The organism is Pseudomonas saxonica (assembly GCF_007858365.1).
Classification (GTDB): Bacteria; Pseudomonadota; Gammaproteobacteria; order Pseudomonadales; family Pseudomonadaceae; genus Aquipseudomonas; species Aquipseudomonas saxonica.
In genome coordinates, this window is the sequence record NZ_VFIO01000001.1 from 1,397,169 (window position 1) to 1,414,598 (window position 17,430).

Consider the following 17,430-nt stretch of genomic DNA (forward strand, 5'->3'; position numbering starts at 1 on the left):
CGCTGCCGAAAACAGCGGCTACAGAGCCTTCTGGCTCATCTTTTGCTTTACACCCTGTCAAATTTTTCAAACGATAAAGCACAGGTGACTGCACATGCCTAGCGAACCGATTGCCGCAACAGCGGCCCCGACCTCCGTGGATTTCGAAAAGGTCGGCTCTGAATATTTCCAACAACGCGAACTGAAAAAAGGTGCCGCCGGCTGGGTCCTGCTGGTGGGACTTGGCGTCGCCTACGTCATCTCCGGCGACTACGCCGGCTGGAACTTCGGCCTGGCCCAAGGTGGCTGGGGCGGCATGTTTATCGCCACATTGTTGATGGCCACCATGTACTTGTGCATGTGCTTTTCACTGGCCGAACTGTCCTCCATGATCCCCACTGCGGGCGGCGGCTATGGCTTTGCCCGCAGTGCATTCGGGCCGTGGGGCGGCTTCCTCACCGGCACCGCCATCCTGATTGAGTACGCCATTGCGCCCGCCGCCATCGCGGTGTTTATCGGTGCTTATTGCGAGTCGCTGTTCGGCATTGGCGGCTGGATGATCTATCTGGCGTTCTACATCATCTTTATCGGCATCCACATATTCGGTGTCGGCGAAGCGCTCAAGTTGATGTTCATCATCACCGCCGTCGCCGCCATCGCCCTGGGTGTGTTTCTGGTGTCGATGGTGCCGCACTTCAACATCAACAACCTGCTCGACATTCCAGTGACTCAAGCCAAGGGCGCCAGTGCTTTCCTGCCCTTCGGTTATGTCGGGGTGTGGGCTGCCATCCCGTATGCCATCTGGTTTTTCCTCGCGGTCGAAGGCGTGCCCCTGGCCGCCGAAGAAACCAAAAACCCCAAGCGCGACCTGCCCCGCGGCCTGATTGGCGCCATGCTGGTGCTCGTCACCTTCGCTCTGCTGATCCTGATCATTGGCCCCGGCGGTGCGGGCGCCCATCACTTGATGGCCTCCGGCAACCCGCTGGTTGAAGCCCTGAGCAAGGCCTATGGCGGCTCGACCTGGATGGGCGGCTTTGTGAATCTGGTGGGCCTGGCGGGCTTGATCGCCAGCTTCTTCTCGATCATTTACGCCTACTCACGTCAGATCTTCGCCTTATCGCGCGCGGGCTATTTGCCGCGAAAACTGTCGCAAACCAACAAAAGCAAAGCCCCCGTGCTGGCCTTGATCATTCCCGGCATTATCGGTTTTGGCCTGTCATTGACCGGTCAGGGTGATTTGCTGATTCTGGTGGCCGTGTTTGGCGCAACGATTTCCTACGTGCTGATGATGGCTGCGCACATCACCCTGCGCATTCGACGCCCCAAAATGGAGCGTCCTTATCGCACTCCGGGCGGTATATTCACCTCAGGCATCGCATTGGTGCTGGCCTGCGTTGCGGTTGTCGCCGGTTTTCTGGTGGACCCGCGCGTGGTAATTGGCGCGGCGGTGATCTATGGCGTATTAATCGCGTACTTCGCGTTCTACAGTCGACATCACTTGGTCGCCGGTACGCCGGAAGAGGAATTCGCGGCCATTCAACAGGCCGAAAAAGCCCTGCACTAACCGCCGAGCGTCACGTCAGGCGCATGGCGCCTGACGTTAAGGAGCATTTGAATGGCAACTTTTTCTCACGCGGTCGGCACTCAGACTTACCGTTTTGATAGCCTCAAAGACCTGATGGCCAAAGCCAGTCCGGCGCGTTCAGGGGACTTTCTGGCTGGCGTGGCCGCGCAGAACGACGGTGAACGCGTCGCTGCACAAATGGCACTGGCTGACACTCCCCTCGCCTATTTCCTGCAAGAAGCGCTGATTCCCTACGAAACCGACGAAGTCACCCGGCTCATTCTCGACAGCCATGACCGGCTCGCCTTTGCACCGGTCAGCCATCTGACTGTCGGAGGTTTTCGCGACTGGCTGCTCAGCGACGCCGCCGACGAACACAGCCTGCGGGCATTGGCGCCCGGCCTGACCCCGGAAATGGCCGCCGCCGTCTCGAAGATCATGCGCGTTCAGGACTTGGTACTGGTGGCGCAGAAGATCCGTGTCATCACCCGGTTTCGCGGCACGATGGGCCAGCGCGGGCGGCTTTCGACCCGCCTGCAACCCAATCACCCGACCGACGACCCGGCCGGTATTGCGGCCAGCATTCTAGATGGCCTGTTGTACGGCAACGGTGATGCCATGATCGGCATCAACCCGGCCACAGACAGCATCGCCTCAATCTGCGACTTGCTGAACATGCTCGACGCAATCATTCAGCGCTACGAGATACCCACTCAATCGTGTGTACTTACTCACGTAACCACCTCAATTGAAGCTATTAATAGAGGTGTGCCACTGGATTTGGTGTTCCAGTCGATTGCCGGCACTGAAGCCGCGAATGCCAGTTTCGGGATCAATCTGAATGTGTTGCAGGAAGGCTACGAAGCCGGTTTGAGCCTCAATCGCGGCACATTGGGCAACAACCTGATGTATTTCGAAACGGGCCAAGGCAGCGCATTGTCGGCCAACGCGCATTTTGGCGTTGACCAGCAGACCTGCGAAACCCGCGCTTACGCCGTCGCCCGGCATTTCAAACCGTTTCTGGTCAATACCGTGGTGGGTTTTATCGGCCCCGAGTATTTGTACAACGGTAAGCAAATCATCCGCGCCGGGCTTGAAGACCACTTCTGCGGCAAGTTGCTGGGCGTGCCGATGGGCTGCGACATCTGTTACACCAACCACGCCGAAGCCGATCAGGACGACATGGACACCCTGCTCACGCTGCTGGGGGTGGCCGGAATCAACTTCATCATGGGCATTCCCGGGTCGGACGACATCATGCTCAACTATCAGACCACCTCGTTCCATGACGCCCTTTATGCGCGCAAAACCTTGGGACTCAAGCCTGCCCCTGAGTTCGAGCAGTGGCTGAGCAAGGTCGGAATATTTACCCAGACCGATGGCCGGATTGAGTTCGGCCATCAGTTACCGCCGGCATTTCGTCAGGCGCTGGCTCATTTGGGAGGTCGATGAGCATGACTGACACTCTTAACCCGTGGCTTGAACTGCGCCGCCTGACGCCAGCCAGAATTGCCCTGGGCCGTACAGGCACCAGCTTGCCCACCCATGCCCAGCTGGATTTTCAGTACGCCCATGCGCAAGCGCGGGACGCTGTGCATCTACCGTTTAATCATGCAGGCCTCAGCGAACAACTGGCCGAACGCGGTCAAACTACCCTGCTGCTTCACAGTGCCGCCCCGGACCGTCACAGCTACCTGCAACGTCCTGATCTGGGGCGCAAGCTCGATGAGGGTTCTGCACAACAATTACGTGAGCACGCGCGAGCCAACCCCGGTGGCATCGACCTGGCCATCGTGGTGGCAGATGGCTTGTCGGCGCTGGCCGTTCATCGCCACACCCTGCCTTTTTTGAACCGGATGCAAGAACATATCGCCCAAGCGGCATGGAGCCAGTCGCCGGTGATTCTGGTGGAACAGGGCCGAGTGGCCGTGGCGGATGAGATTGGCGAACTGTTGGGCGCCCGCATGGTGGTGATGTTGATTGGCGAGCGTCCCGGCCTGAGCTCACCGGACAGCCTGGGGCTGTATTTCACCTACGCGCCTAAAGTCGGGCTGACCGATGCCTACCGTAACTGCATCTCAAACGTCCGGCTTGAAGGGCTGAGCTACAGCATGGCCGCCCATCGGTTGGCGTACTTGATGAATGAAGCCTGCCGTCGGCAACTGTCGGGAGTTAACTTGAAAGACGAAGCGCAACTGAACACCCTTGAATCCGAAGCCCCCCGCGAAAACTTTTTGCTAAAGGGCGACTGAATCCCTGTAGCCGCTGCCGTAGGAACGAGGCTGCGTTCGGCGGCGAAGCCGTCGTAAATCATTCAGCCGGGTGATTTCAGATACATCGCGCTCAAATAACTTGCGACGATTGCATCGTCGAACGCAGCCTCGCACTACTCGTCAGCTGCTACGGGGCTTTGCGTTCCCCGTTCAACCTGCAACAAAATATCTACGAGACTTTCATGCCAAATACACGCTTCGCTACAAACTCGATCAGCAGAATTCGCATCACACCGTATAATCCAACTCGTCAAAATTGTACGAAATTACTACTTAGCTTGTAGTTAAATACCCTCTCCCCCCGCACAGGCCTGCTGAGTCGGGTCATCAACACAGGTGCTTCACATGGATTTCAACCCGCTCGACATTATCTTGCACCTCGATGTGTACCTCGATTTGCTGGTAAACAATTACGGGCCGTGGATCTACGCCATCCTGTTTCTGGTGATCTTTTGCGAAACCGGTCTGGTGGTCATGCCGTTTTTGCCGGGTGATTCGCTGCTCTTTATTGCTGGCGCGGTCGCGGCTGGCGGTGGCATGGACCCGGTATTGCTGGCGGGCTTGTTGATGGTTGCGGCGATTTTGGGCGACAGCACCAATTACGTCATCGGACGAACGGCAGGCGAACGCCTGTTCAGTAATCCCAACTCGAAAATTTTCCGCCGCGATTATCTGGAAAAAACCCACGACTTCTACGAACGTCATGGTGGCAAAACCGTGACCATGGCGCGCTTCCTGCCGATCTTCCGAACGTTCGCGCCTTTCGTTGCCGGCGTCGCGCACATGTTCTATCCGCGCTTCCTGATGTTCAGCGTGATCGGCACCATCCTGTGGGTGGGCGGTCTGGTCACGCTGGGTTACTTCTTCGGCAACGTACCGTTCATCAAGACCAACCTGTCCTTACTGGTGGTGGGCATCATTCTGCTGTCGCTGGTGCCGATGATTATTGGTGTCGTACGCAGCCGCATGGGTCGTACACCTGTAAAAGCCAAAGCTTGATCGAGGCCGTACCTGATGTGGTCTCTTCATGAATGGCGGCGCCAGCGAATTCTGGCGCAACACCCGGTAGCCCCCGATGTGTGGCACAACGTTCGTCAGCACCTGAGCATTCTCGACGGCCTGAATGACGCGCAATACCAATGGCTGCGCGAGAGCAGCGTGTTGTTCCTGCAAGAAAAACACCTGACCGCCATGCCGGGCGTCGAACTGAATGAAGAAGGCCGGTTGTTGCTGGCCGCGCAGGCACAACTGCCGTTGCTCAACCTTGGTGATCTGGACTGGTATCAGGGTTTTCACGAAATTGTCCTGTACCCCGATGACTTCATCAGCCCACAACGCCATCGTGATTCAAGTGGCGTGGAACACGAATGGGAAGGCCACCACAGCGGCGAAGCCTGGCAACATGGCCCCGTCGTACTGGCGTGGCCCGGCGTACTGGCCAGCGGTGGTTGGGAAGGTTACAACCTGGTCATTCACGAACTGGCGCACAAGCTGGACATGCTGAACGGCGCGGCGAACGGCATGCCACCCTTGCACAGCCACATGGTCGTCAGTGACTGGACGCAAGCCATGCAGCACGCCTACGACCACCTCAACAGCATCCTTGATCATCACCCCGATCACGCGCCCATAGACCCGTATGCGGGTGAAAACCCGGCTGAATTCTTTGCCGTCACCAGCGAATACTTTTTCAGCGCGCCCGACCTGCTGAACCGTGCCTACCCGAAGGTGTATCAACAACTCGGCCTGTTTTATCGGCAGGACCCGCTGGCCCGCCTGCTCACCCTGCAAAGCGAACACCCCGAATACCGTGCGCAGCCCCTGCACGGCCAGACGTGACGGCGTTATACGAATACGCCTATAATCGCCGCCACTTTTTGGTCAAATTGGCCAAGTAAATTCGCCTATACACGGGGGCACCGCCCAATGAGCTACAGCAAGATTCCGGCTGGCAAAGACCTACCGAATGACATCTACGTCGCCATCGAGATTCCGGCCAACCACGCGCCGATCAAATATGAAATCGACAAAGACAGCGATTGCCTGTTCGTTGACCGCTTCATGGCGACCCCAATGTTCTACCCGGCCAACTACGGCTTTATCCCTAACACCCTGGCTGACGACGGTGACCCCCTCGACGTGCTGGTTGTGACCCCTTACCCGGTAGCGCCAGGTTCGGTTATCCGTGCACGTCCGGTTGGCATTCTGCACATGACCGACGACGGCGGTGGCGATGCCAAAGTCGTTGCAGTGCCTCACGACAAGCTGTCCCAGCTGTACGTTGACGTAAAAGAGTACACCGACCTGCCACCGCTGCTGATTCAACAAATCCAGCACTTCTTCGAGAACTACAAAGATCTCGAAAAAGGCAAATGGGTGAAAATCGAAGGTTGGGGCGACGCAGAAGCTGCCCGCGCCGAGATCACCAAATCGGTTGCAGCCTACAAAGGCTAAGTGAAGTCGGTCATGCCTTAGTGGCATTTCTACTTCCTGAAAAACCTCGGTTCGCCGAGGTTTTTTTATGCCTGAAACATCGCCACCAAACGGTCTGTTCAACAGGTTTAACGATTAAGCCGTGCAGCTGTAGGAATTTACATAAAAAGCTTCAGAAACTTCTTCAGGCGATAGGGATTTATCCTATTTCATGCCTGCTTTATTGAACGCTTGGTTTATTTAAACGGACAGGGGTTGCCCGTAAACTCCCTATTCATGAATACATCCGGTGATCGCCTCAAGTCACTCCTGCGGGAGTGCCATTTATCCGCTTCGGACTTCGCCGCCAACCGCCGCGTTACGCCGCAGCACGTCAACAACTGGTTCAAACGCGGTATACCTATGGCCCGTCTGGACGAAATTGCCGAACTGCTGTGCGTCAACAGCCGCTGGTTACGTACGGGGGAAGGCGTGAAACACCCCTCCGCCCCTGGACTGCCACCCAATGCCCCTAAAACGGCCACTGCCACCTCCCACGCTGTCGACGCCGCGGCCAACGACATCGCCGTACCCTTCTACAACGAAGTCCTTAGCCCCAACGATTCGGGTAAGACCCACGTGGTTGAAATACCGGGCTGCCGAGTGCGATTGAGCCTTGCCTGTCTGCACGCCATGGACGTCAACCCGGACCTGGCCATTTGCGCGCCCATGATCGGCAACAGCATGAGCTGCCGGATACAAGACGGCTCGACGGTCGCCATTGACCGCAGCCTGACCCAAATCGTCGATGGCGAGATATACGCCCTCGAACATGACGGCATGTTGCGCATCAAATACGCCTACCGGCTACCCAACAGCGGCCTGCGCCTGCGCAGCCACAACCCGGGCGAGTACCCGGACGAAGTCTTCAGTGAGTTACAAGTAGAGCAGCAAAACATACGCATTCTGGGCTGGGTATTCTGGTGGTCAACCCTGAACACACGGCGCCCGCTAGTGCCTTACGCACTGAGTGAATAACAACAGCTGGGCTTTTTTCTGGGAAAAGCGTTTCAACCTCAGTATGATTGCCGCACTTACGCATCCCCCTCGCTCACCGCGAGCCGGCATGCAGGGTCGGCAACGCAAGGTTGCCCCGCCCCACTCCCAGTTTGAAGGTGAGTACGGTTTACCAAAAATAAACCAGACCCACCCCCGAGAAGCCGGCCACAAGCCGGCTTTTTAATGCCCTATTGAAAGCCATTCTCATCTACTGAAATCCGCCTAAGCCTTGCTAGATCAAGGGTTTCAGCCTATTTTTGTTCCTGTGACTTCTTTTTTAATCCACCGGCTTCCACGACAAAGTGGGGGATCAAATGGGGGACCAGAGGGCCGAAAGCATGGGCAAGCTGACCGCAAAGCAAGTCGAAAATGTGACCGAAGCAGGCACCTACGAAGACGGTGATGGACTGCGCCTTGTCGTCAAATCAACGGGCCGAAAAAACTGGGTTCTGCGATTCCAGCTCAATGGCAAACGTAGGGAAATGGGGCTAGGCGGTTACCCTCAACTCGATCTGAAGAAAGCTCGCGCGGCGGCATACGAAAACCGGATTCAGGTCCTTGGTGGAAACGACCCACTTGAAAAGCGTCAAGCTGAACAAGCGGCCGCGAAAGAAGCTGAGCGGCGAGAACAGGCCAAGCTAATCACGTTTGAGCAATTAGCCAACGATTACCGCGACGCCCATGGGACAAGCTGGTCCGAGAAGTGGCGCAAAGGCTGGCTGCGAAAACTGGAGCTCTATGCCTTTCCCTATCTGGGAAAACTATCAGCGGACCAGGTCGAGACCAAGCATCTGATCAAGGCCTTACAGCCACTATGGTCAACCAAGACACGGACGGCCGACGAAGTACGCGGGCAAATCGAACAGATCCTGGATGCCGCCAGAGCCCGAGGCCTCAGGACCGGAGAGAATCCAGCACGCTGGCGCGGCCATCTGGAAAACCTGCTCAGTCGGCACGAGAAGAAAAAAGCTCGCAAACGCCAGCATCATCCTGCGCTGAAATGGCAGGACCTGCCGAAGCTCATGGATGCCTTGCGCAAGGACCCCAGCCACGTTTCTGTCGCGGCTCAGTTACTGATCCTAACCGGCGCTCGCTCGCATATGGTCCGATTCGCACGCTGGGATGAATTTGACTTGAAGTCGGGTCGATGGTCTCTGCCTGATGAGCGCATGAAAACGCGGCAAGCGTTCGCGATCCCCCTGGCCCCAGAAGTGGTTTCACTTCTGAAGGGCCTTCCGAAAATCAACATCAGAAGTCCCTACGTTTTCCCCGGCCACGGCCAAAGCGGCGTGATGCACGCTAATGGCATTCGCAATCTGCTACATACACTGGGTTATGAGCACATCACTCGTCACGGCTTCCGCTCAACCTTCCGGGACTGGGCAGGTGAAAAGACACCTTTCCCGAGAGATATCTGCGAGCTCGCGCTAGCCCATGACGAGCGCGGGGAAACGGAAAGCGCGTACTCTCGATCAGACTTTTTTGATAAACGTCGGGAGCTGATGAACGCATGGGCCATCTACGCTACATCCACACCCGAACACACGAATGAAGCTCAACACTAAACCTCGGAAGAATGATGAGGCGACGGCCACTGAGTGCGTCAGCCCTTGAGGCCCATGTATCAAGACAACAATTCCGCAACCGCGGCGCAACCAACATCGGTGTAAGGCAACAAAATCTCTGGCTACCGACTTTCAAGCCGGGCCCCTTCAAGCAGGGATGCGTAGCCTCCCTGCTTGAAGGGGCCTAACTTAAAAAATCTAAAACCCACGTAACTGTCTGTGGAAAACCACTGATTTCCACCGGTGGATAATTTCATCCACAGCCGCAAAACCCGCGAAAAATAGGGCCTTGACCCAAATTATCCACAGGCGTAGAAAAGATCGTGCAAGCGCTGTCGTTGACAGCAACCCAGGTAGCCAGAACCTTTAAGGCTACGCCACGAACGTGGTGGTTCACCCCCAAGTGCGATTAGCGTCCGGCGGCTCGCACAGTCACAGCAATGTGATGGATGCCTACTTCTACCAGAGTGCCCACTGCGGCAACTCATACCTCTACATTCCTGCCCTGCAGCAACCTATCCGCTTGGCCATTTCACTGCGCCAACCTGCGTTCGTCTCTTACTTCCAGGAAGAGACGAACGCGCCTACCGCTGCTGCAGCCCAACTCGTACAAGGCTTTGCGGCATTCCCCCTCGTGACAATCGGCGTGACAAACACCGAATGCTCACTCGTCACAGCGATGCAGATGATGGTGCCGCAGCCCAGGGAATGGACTGCAGCTGACTGACAGTCAGGCATGCCCCGGTCATCGCATTACTGCCTTCACCCGACTCAGGATCTCGCGGCGCCGGTTTCGTCAGCCAGCGCAGCCTCCACCCGCCCACTTCTTCGGAAGTGCTCAGGAGGCCAGATCATGAGATGCCCAAGCTCTTGGCCGTAAGGAGCCGCCAGTCCCGCGTTAGTGGACAACCCTCACAGGTCGCAGGGGCCTTGATCCCTGATAGCACTCAACATCCATGGCGGGATGACGTGGGGAAGTTTTTAAAAGTTTGGCTTCGAGAGGAATTTGATCATGGCATTGGTAGGTAGGCGGGATGGGCGCAATTTTGGATGGGGTCGGCAACTGAGTTATGCCGGGCCACAGGCATTGAAAGACATGTTCGGCGGCGGACACTACGGCACGGTCAAGGCGCACAGTGATCGGTGGCAGGCGTTTGTGCGCTGGTGTCGGTCGGAGGATGGGCCAGGGTTTAACGATTCGCGAAAAATTGATCGGCAGACCTTACTGGATTACGCAGGATATCTACGTCAGCAGGTTGAACAAGGCGCTATCTGCATCGCCACCGCGCAAAATCGGTTGTCCAGCGTGAACCGAACGATGGCGGCGCTTCGCCGCGATCAGTATGTAAAAGTGCCGAGCCCGAGCAAGGCGCTGGGAATGCGGCGAACCAGTGTTCGTCGTTCTGTGCCGCAAGGCCAAGACCGCGAACAGGTGAAGCGGATCGTAGAGGTGCTTTGCGAGCACCAGCAGCTGCGCCCCGCGGCCATCGCTCAGTTGGCCCGAGCCACCGGCATGCGCTTGCGCGAGGCCATCTTGGCCGACCTACCGCGCCTAAAACGTGAGGCCGAACACTACGGCAAGATCAACATCCAGGAGGGCACCAAAGGTGGTCGCTCTGGCGCGTCGGCGCCTCGCTGGATTATGGTAGATGAGCATATTCGTGACGCGCTGAGGTTTGCCGAACAGGTCTCGCCCGACGGTAGCCGCAACCTGCTTGCGCCGCATGAAAGCTACCTTGATTTCCAACGAGGAATCATCCGCCCCGCCCGACACCTCCTCCATCAGCACAACCTTAAAGGCTTCCACGAATTGCGGGCGGCCTATGCGTGCGAACGCTACGAGCAAATCACCCATCATCTCGCGCCCATCAACGGTGGCCGCTGCTATCAGCTCGACCGACGGCTAGATCAGGAAGCCCGAGTGCAAATCAGCTATGAACTCGGGCACGGCCGTATCGACGTGGTGTCGGCTTACATTGGCGGTCGAACATGAGCAAGGCATTCGATATGGAGCTGCTGCTGGCCGGCGTTCTGACCGGGTCGCATTCCACACGCCAACGCCACCTTCGTCAGGCGGAGGCTATCCAAACAGCAATCGCTGAGCGCTGGCAACGCGACAACCCACGGACTTGGCAGAAAAAACACCTTGTGTGGTTTTTAAATCACCACCTAAACCAGCGCACTGACTCGACGCGCTATTACTATTTGCTGACCATACAATTACTCACTCATCGCCTAGGAAAATTCTGGCAGTTCAACTGCTAAGCGAAGGTCAGCAACCGGCCCAGGCTGTGTAAAAACGCACGCACCATCTTGAAGTCTGCATTGCTATGTAACTCTGCTAGCGTTTGGTTAATCAGCAACCCTGCAAAAATTAGGCGTTGCAATGGTTGCAATGCCTCATTCCCTTAGCATGCTAGGCCGCTACCGCTGCAGCACGGTTAATTTCGAAAATCGTAGCGACAATTGCATCCGCATCTGCATCATTGAATGTCCCATCCAGCCCTTCATGGTGATCCATGGTGAATGGAGGCTCATACAACTGTCCCGCCTCCATGACACCCTGCTTTGTCAGACGATCAATGATCATTTCGACAAAGCGAATTTGTTGGCTGCTATAACGATTTTCATCGAGGAATTTGCCAAATGCATCTTTGGCTGCGTTGCGATCCAAGCCGACGAGTGAGCGGATCAACAGACTCAACGGCCTGTCGCTGCCATAGCACTCCTCAAAACGCGCACGGCTTTCCACCAATTCGGAATCGTAGACAAAATGCTCCAGCTCACTCAAGTCGGTCGGCGTCAGCGGCCTGTTGTACTTTAGCTTGGCGATAGCCACATGGCTTTCGTTCTCACGGATGTAAGCCTCGACCTTCTTCTTGTATTGGGCGATGTTGATACCGGTACTGAAGTCCTTCAGGCTCACGACAGTTGCTTCACCGATCTCATCGGTCAACACGGTATAGACCGGATTACCAGGCTGACGTTCGATAAACTGAATCAGCCCACGCAGTTTGCGGCGCATCCGCTCAATCAGCGGCAAGGTGATGTCCTCCCAGTACTCTTCGCTCTGCACTTCTTGCAGTAACGCTAGCTCTGCCCGCACGGACGGGATGGCCTCCATCCCTTCCAACTGGGTAGCCAGCTCAATCACTTTGTCACGGTAGCTCACGAAGTCGCTGGTAGACCGCACTAGGGCCAGTTGCAAATTAAGGCATACCAGGTCGAACAGTTTTGCGCTGATATGCTCAGCCTCAAGCTCACTAGGTAAACCCGCGACGTGGGTACGCAGGTCACCCAGGGCCGAGTCATTCAAGGTGTTCCAGGCTTCACGGTCAGCAAAATGAGTCACATGCTCCAGTTCAGTACGAACGATGAAGTTGTTTACATTCATCGCCGCCACCTCACTGTGCAGTTCATCGGTCAAATCCTTGCGAAGACTCATAAACACATCGTACGTCTCCACCGCCTCACCTACGCCCGTGATTTTGCGCGTATTGCTCGATGACAACAATGACAGCAGATCCAGTCGCGCCTTGAACAACCGCTTGCCTAGCGGCTCAGCCACGCTACCAGGAGCCCCTTGAGGGTTCTCGTTGAAATACTCGAAGTTGGCGCAGAAATCGAAAATATAGAACTCGCTTTTGTCCGCTCCAGGCGCAAACAGATTTGGGCACAGACGCGTGCCACGACCGATCATCTGCAAGAACTTTACTTTCGAACGCACCGCTTTGAAAAACACCAGATTCAGCACCTGCGGCACATCAATGCCGGTGTCCAACATATCCACCGAAATGGCGATTTGCGGTAATTTGTTCAATTTACTGCCAAAGTCGTCGATCAGACTCTGTGCGTAAGTAACTGCGTGGGTGATCACGCGGGCGAACTCACCTTTGTATTGTGGGTAATGATGATTGAAGCGCTTGGCAATGAATTCGGCGTGTTTCTGATTGACCGCAAACACAATGGTCTTGCCAATTTTGTCACCACCGTCCACGGCCAGTCCGTTTTGCATCAGATGCTGCAGCATCAAGTCGACAGTGTGTTCATTGAACAACTGTTTGTTGACCTGTGATGCTACGACCTCGGCAGGTGTGTCACCTTCAAGGTCATGGTCTCCCCAATCCAGTGATTCCCAGTGCTCTTTTTCCTCACTGCTAAGCTCACTGTAACGAATACCTTCGCGCACGAATTTTATGGGCACCGAATGCGCAATCGGCGGCACCAAGTAACCATCCTTCACGGCCTCGTCCAAGCCGTAAGCATCGGTTGGCACACCGGTTTCAAGGCCAAACAAGTGGTAAGTATCGCGATCCACTTCGTCCCGCGGGGTAGCGGTCAAGCCGACCAGGTAGCTGTCGAAGTAGCGGAAAATGGCGCCGTACTTCTGATACACACTGCGGTGCGCTTCGTCGATCACGATCAAATCGAAGTGACCGACACCATATTTACGCTGGTCACCTTCCATCTCATCGATCAACCCCATCATGGTGGGATAGGTCGACAGATAGACCCGACCCTGGCCATTTCTGTCGGTGACCAAATTGACCGGAGCAGAGTCGGGCAGGAACTCCTTGAAGGCGCCTGCCGCCTGATTGACCAACGCCACTCGGTCAGCCAGAAACAGCACCCGCTTGACCCAGTTGGCCCGCATCAGCAATTCCACCAATGCGATGGACATTCGGGTTTTTCCGGTGCCGGTGGCCATGGTCAGCAAACCAGCGCGACGGCCCTTGGCCATCGATTCTGTCATCGCACGGATCGCACGGTGCTGATAAGCACGTTCAACGATGGCAGTGTTGATAGGCAACGTGTGTACATCAGTCTGTAGATGGCGGCGCTTGATCGCTAGTTCCAGTTCGTCACGCGTATAAAAGCCCTGCACTTCCCGTGGTGGCGCACGAAGATCGTCCCACAACCAGGTGTGATGACCATTGGTGTAGAAGATCAGTGGTCGCTGACCTTTCTCGGCTTCCAGGCAATCGGCATACAGTTTGGCCTGTTGCTGGCCGATGTCCGGATCTTTCAGGCTGCGCTTGGCTTCCACTACCGCCAATGGTTTACCGTCGGCGCCCCACAGCACGTAATCGACAAAACCATTGCCCTTTTCATTCGGCATGCCAGAAACCGGTACCTCAATGGCAGCGTTTTTACCCAACTCCCAACCAGCTTCGCGCAACAACACGTCGATAAAGAAGCGACGAGTGTCTGCTTCGTCATAGTCGTGAGTATCGGGAACAGCGATGTTCGCGAACTTGGCCAACGCCAACTCGGCACGTGTGTCTGCCAGCGATGCATCGAGCGTACGCAACATTGCTTCGCGGTCTGCTGGCAGCGCTGCTTGCGCGGCAATTATGGCTTCGCGCGCTTCAAGTCGAGAGTTAAGGGCCTCGATCTGTTGTTGAAACTTGGCTTCCTGCTTTTTCAGTTCCTCACGAGTGAAAGCCGCTGCATCCACCGCGCTAACCAGCGTGGGTACACGCTTCTCATCAAACTCGGCATCAATGCTCTTCGGATCACTTGCTCGCGTATAGGTACGCGCCAGCCAGAAAAGCACGTGAAACAACTCACGCACCAGCTTCATTGCATCGCTGAAACCAACCGGCTGCCTGGAATGCACAGCCTGATTGCCGAACTTTTGAATCAGCCGAGCCTTTTGGTGAATCAACGGCGGCAGCAACTCGACAAACTCGACTTGAGTCAGCAGCAGATTGAGCCCTTTGTCGTAGGGCATGCGCAGGTCGCGATCATGCTCGTACAGCCACAGCACTGTCTGTTCCAAGGCGTGACGAGTGCGCATGCAGCACGCACGAGGATCGGAATAGACCAGTTGCTCCGCACCTTGGGCAGGTTCAAGGAGAACTTTGAATTCAGGGTGGAGAAACTGGAAATTGGTCATTGGTTATAGCTTCCCTGCGAACATTTGATATTTCAGCGAATTAAGTAACACATTCGCCTTACTCTCAGACCTGACATACACCTCACGCTGCGCGTCTAAAGCCACTACCGCAGATGCGAATTTTTCTTGCAAGCTGACTGGAGGTGTGCCGACTTCAATCCCATGAAGAAACTCAAGATTCACACCTGTCTGCCCTGCGGAACGTTGCGAGCTAGCAATTACGCTCCTTTGAACCGAATAATTTTTCAACATATAAAAAAGATAGTCCGGCAATAATTTTTCCTTCGGCTCGGCCTTCATCAGAGCCACATTATAGGAGCCTTCCATTCCGCGAAATATTTGAAATACAGGCGGCCCATATCGACCAATCATCACATCTGTCTTTTCGAATCTACGCCGAGCTAAATCATCCGGAATATATGTAGGATATTTATCGGTCCTAAAGTCCCTTATTTGAACAAGACGTACATAACCCGGACGAGGAGAGTCCACAAATACTGACTTTGGCGGCTGCGACCCACCAGTAAACTGCACCAACTCTTCAAGCTTAAAAATCGGCCAACCCTTGGAGTTAGATAAAGGGTCGCCGAACATATCAACAAACAAGGTACGCACAAGAAGATCAAGCTTAAGTATCACTTCCCGCCGTTTAACACAGATTGCGCTGGCTTTATCCAGTAAAGCAGCAATACGACGCTGATCTGATAATGGTACAAATGGAAATTTTAGCTTTCGTAACTGCTCTAGAGTGACCCCTTTGACCGTAGCCCCTTTCCCCATCGCCTCGATCTTTGAAGCATTCGCTATAAAATACCAAAGCAAGTAACGTGCATCTATTTTTTCACTAGGAAAAACAGCCTTTAAATCTTGATTGATAGCCAAATCCACTTCAGTTACAACCGCCTTTCCTAACGCCATTCGGGTAGGAATAATAACTGTACCTGCGGGAATAAGATTTGATGCGCTCTGCTCAAGCCCCTCACTTGTAATAAATTCTTGAGTAGTACGAATTACATGCCCGTCATTAAAATCCTTGACTGTCGCCCAAGGAATATCCCCTCCCCAATAATCCAATTTATCCCGACTTGGGGTGCCACCTCCTTTAAAGTCAACCACTTCACCAAGTTCAACTATTGGAAAACTCATATCAGCTTCTCCAACTCATCCATACCCCGAATAATTTCCGCCTCCAAAACCCTCAGATCGGCAAAAATCTTCTTAGGCGACTCGTATTGTACGTCTTCATGCACTATTTTTTTGTATCGACTGATCGATAAATCGTAATCACTATCAACAATTTCGCACTTCGGCACCAAGAAACTTTGCAAAGTGCGCGCACGATCTACTTCTAGATCACGCTGATGCCAGCGAGCAAGAATATCTGGAAGATTATTACTGACGTGTTTGCCGGCATCCAGAGGGGTGCGTTTATCGTCCAAAGAATAGCCATCAGCTTTCATATCGTAAAACCAAACGTTGTCGGTGCCGCCAGAGTTGGTTTTTGTGAAAAATAAAATTGCCGTGGACACACCCGCATATGGTCGAAAAACGCCCGATGGCATCGAAACAACACCATCCAACTTGTGGTCCTCTACCAACATACGGCGTAATGTCTTATGCACCTTGCTAGTGCCAAATAACACACCGTCCGGTACGACGACCGCAGCACGGCCACCCGCCTTCAGCAGCCGCAAAAACAGCGCCTGAAAAAGTAGTTCTGTCTTCTTGGTTTTCACTATTTGCTGCAGATCTTTGGCGCAGCTTTCATTGTCCAGAGAACCCGAAAACGGTGGATTGGCCAGAATCAAACTGAATTGGTTCTCGACACCCGAATGCTCTTCACTCAAGGAGTCACGCTTCTCAATGGCCGGATTCTCCACGCCATGCAACAGCATGTTCATCGAACCCACACGAAGCATCGTGTTGTCGAAGTCAAAACCATGGAAAGTTTCCTGATTGAAGCGCTTTGTAGACTGCTTGTCGGCGTAAATTTCGTCGCGGTGATGGGTGTTGAGGTATTCGCTAGCCGCTACCAGAAAACCCGCCGTACCGCAGGCCGGATCGCAAATGGTGTCTGACGGCTTAGGCGCCATCATGTCCACCATCAACTTGATGATATGGCGCGGCGTACGGAACTGACCGTTCTTGCCGGCGCTGGCGATCTTGCCGAGCATGTATTCGTAGAGGTCGCCCTTGGTATCGCGGTCCTCCATAGGGATCGCGTCCAACAAGTCCACCACCCTGGCCAGCAATGCCGGATTGGGGATGGTGAAACGCGCATCCTTCATATGCACTGCGTAGGTCGAATCGTCCTTCTCACCGCCTAGGGACTTGATAAACGGGAACACTTCCTCGGCAATCACGCGATACAGCTCGGCCGGATCCCCCAGATCCTTGAACACCGACCAACGCAGGGTGCTGTGGGTGGCATAGAAAATCGGGTTTTCAACCGGTTTTCCAGTACGCGCGGCTTTCTTTTCCTTGACCGTTTGCAGTTCATCCAAGCGCTTAATGAATAGCAGGTAAGTCATCTGCTCAATGACTTCCATCGGGTTCGAGATTCCACCGCTCCAGAACGCGTTCCAGATCTGGTCAACTTGGGTCTTGATAGCGCCTGTAATCACGGTGTCTATTTACCTGTATGAAATATGGGTACATTTATTCATGCATGGCATGTCG

Annotated in this window: 13 protein-coding genes; 10 read left to right on the plus strand and 3 right to left on the minus strand. The window is 54.8% G+C overall.

Translation table 11 applies throughout. The features are described 5' to 3' along the window. The first annotated feature begins 94 nt into the window (after window positions 1–94). The 10 genes from eat (at window position 95) to FJD38_RS06565 (ending at window position 11,117) form a co-directional block, all read left to right on the plus strand. Complete coding sequence (gene eat, locus FJD38_RS06515; RefSeq protein ID WP_146384446.1) at window positions 95–1,543, plus strand: ethanolamine permease; 1,449 nt, start codon at window positions 95–97, stop codon at window positions 1,541–1,543. A 51-nt stretch (window positions 1,544–1,594) separates the two neighbouring features. After that, a complete protein-coding gene (locus FJD38_RS06520) occupies window positions 1,595–2,995 on the plus strand; it encodes an ethanolamine ammonia-lyase subunit EutB (protein WP_122782021.1) in 1,401 nt (466 codons plus the stop codon). Then, on the plus strand, window positions 2,992–3,795 hold the full coding sequence (gene eutC / locus FJD38_RS06525) for an ethanolamine ammonia-lyase subunit EutC (RefSeq protein WP_167654233.1): 804 nt from the start codon (window positions 2,992–2,994) through the stop codon (window positions 3,793–3,795). The genes FJD38_RS06520 and eutC overlap by 4 nt, the downstream gene beginning before the upstream one ends. Window positions 3,796–4,161: 366 nt before the next feature. Further along, entirely contained in the window at window positions 4,162–4,815 is a 654-nt protein-coding gene (locus tag FJD38_RS06530) for a DedA family protein (protein ID WP_122782022.1), read from the plus strand. Window positions 4,816–4,830: 15 nt separating this feature from the next. Continuing rightward, window positions 4,831–5,655 (plus strand): M90 family metallopeptidase, encoded by an 825-nt coding sequence (locus FJD38_RS06535; RefSeq protein ID WP_146384450.1) that lies wholly within the window; start codon window positions 4,831–4,833, stop codon window positions 5,653–5,655. 87 nt (window positions 5,656–5,742) lie between these two features. After that, window positions 5,743–6,270, plus strand: a complete 528-nt coding sequence (gene ppa, locus FJD38_RS06540) for an inorganic diphosphatase (RefSeq protein WP_016779241.1) — start codon at window positions 5,743–5,745, stop codon at window positions 6,268–6,270. A gap of 255 nt (window positions 6,271–6,525) precedes the next feature. Then, window positions 6,526–7,266, plus strand: a complete 741-nt coding sequence (locus tag FJD38_RS06545) for a LexA family transcriptional regulator (RefSeq protein WP_146384452.1) — start codon at window positions 6,526–6,528, stop codon at window positions 7,264–7,266. A gap of 359 nt (window positions 7,267–7,625) precedes the next feature. Continuing rightward, window positions 7,626–8,852 carry a tyrosine-type recombinase/integrase gene (locus FJD38_RS06550; protein ID WP_146384454.1) on the plus strand — a complete coding sequence of 409 codons (1,227 nt, stop codon included), beginning with the start codon at window positions 7,626–7,628 and terminating at the stop codon, window positions 8,850–8,852. A gap of 1,012 nt (window positions 8,853–9,864) precedes the next feature. Then, window positions 9,865–10,845: an integrase domain-containing protein gene (locus FJD38_RS06560; RefSeq protein WP_146384458.1), complete on the plus strand. Its 981-nt coding sequence runs from the start codon at window positions 9,865–9,867 to the stop codon at window positions 10,843–10,845. Then, a complete protein-coding gene (locus FJD38_RS06565; protein ID WP_146384459.1) occupies window positions 10,842–11,117 on the plus strand; it encodes a hypothetical protein in 276 nt (91 codons plus the stop codon). The genes FJD38_RS06560 and FJD38_RS06565 overlap by 4 nt, the downstream gene beginning before the upstream one ends. 151 nt (window positions 11,118–11,268) lie before the next feature. On the opposite strand, the gene FJD38_RS06570 is transcribed toward FJD38_RS06565, so the two are convergent. Genes FJD38_RS06570 through FJD38_RS06580 form a run of 3 tightly spaced genes read right to left on the minus strand, consistent with a single transcriptional unit; the run spans window position 11,269 to window position 17,375 of the window. Next, window positions 11,269–14,751 (minus strand): DEAD/DEAH box helicase family protein, encoded by a 3,483-nt coding sequence (locus FJD38_RS06570; protein WP_146384461.1) that lies wholly within the window; start codon window positions 14,749–14,751, stop codon window positions 11,269–11,271. A 3-nt stretch (window positions 14,752–14,754) separates the two neighbouring features. Beyond that, window positions 14,755–15,897: a restriction endonuclease subunit S gene (locus FJD38_RS06575; RefSeq protein WP_070415312.1), complete on the minus strand. Its 1,143-nt coding sequence runs from the start codon at window positions 15,895–15,897 to the stop codon at window positions 14,755–14,757. After that, a complete protein-coding gene (locus FJD38_RS06580) occupies window positions 15,894–17,375 on the minus strand; it encodes a type I restriction-modification system subunit M (RefSeq protein ID WP_146384463.1) in 1,482 nt (493 codons plus the stop codon). The genes FJD38_RS06575 and FJD38_RS06580 overlap by 4 nt, the downstream gene beginning before the upstream one ends. Window positions 17,376–17,430: the final 55 nt, after the last annotated feature.

What these genes read in the sequence shown, in the direction of transcription:
- eat (WP_146384446.1), top strand. Translation starts at nt 95, where the DNA reads ATGCCTAGCGAACCGATTGCCGCAACAGCGGCCCCGACCTCCGTGGAT.
- FJD38_RS06520 (WP_122782021.1), top strand. Translation starts at nt 1,595, where the DNA reads ATGGCAACTTTTTCTCACGCGGTCGGCACTCAGACTTACCGTTTTGAT.
- eutC (WP_167654233.1), top strand. Translation starts at nt 2,992, where the DNA reads ATGAGCATGACTGACACTCTTAACCCGTGGCTTGAACTGCGCCGCCTG.
- FJD38_RS06530 (WP_122782022.1), top strand. Translation starts at nt 4,162, where the DNA reads ATGGATTTCAACCCGCTCGACATTATCTTGCACCTCGATGTGTACCTC.
- FJD38_RS06535 (WP_146384450.1), top strand. Translation starts at nt 4,831, where the DNA reads ATGTGGTCTCTTCATGAATGGCGGCGCCAGCGAATTCTGGCGCAACAC.
- ppa (WP_016779241.1), top strand. Translation starts at nt 5,743, where the DNA reads ATGAGCTACAGCAAGATTCCGGCTGGCAAAGACCTACCGAATGACATC.
- FJD38_RS06545 (WP_146384452.1), top strand. Translation starts at nt 6,526, where the DNA reads ATGAATACATCCGGTGATCGCCTCAAGTCACTCCTGCGGGAGTGCCAT.
- FJD38_RS06550 (WP_146384454.1), top strand. Translation starts at nt 7,626, where the DNA reads ATGGGCAAGCTGACCGCAAAGCAAGTCGAAAATGTGACCGAAGCAGGC.
- FJD38_RS06560 (WP_146384458.1), top strand. Translation starts at nt 9,865, where the DNA reads ATGGCATTGGTAGGTAGGCGGGATGGGCGCAATTTTGGATGGGGTCGG.
- FJD38_RS06565 (WP_146384459.1), top strand. Translation starts at nt 10,842, where the DNA reads ATGAGCAAGGCATTCGATATGGAGCTGCTGCTGGCCGGCGTTCTGACC.
- FJD38_RS06570 (WP_146384461.1), bottom strand. Translation starts at nt 14,751, where the DNA reads ATGACCAATTTCCAGTTTCTCCACCCTGAATTCAAAGTTCTCCTTGAA.
- FJD38_RS06575 (WP_070415312.1), bottom strand. Translation starts at nt 15,897, where the DNA reads ATGAGTTTTCCAATAGTTGAACTTGGTGAAGTGGTTGACTTTAAAGGA.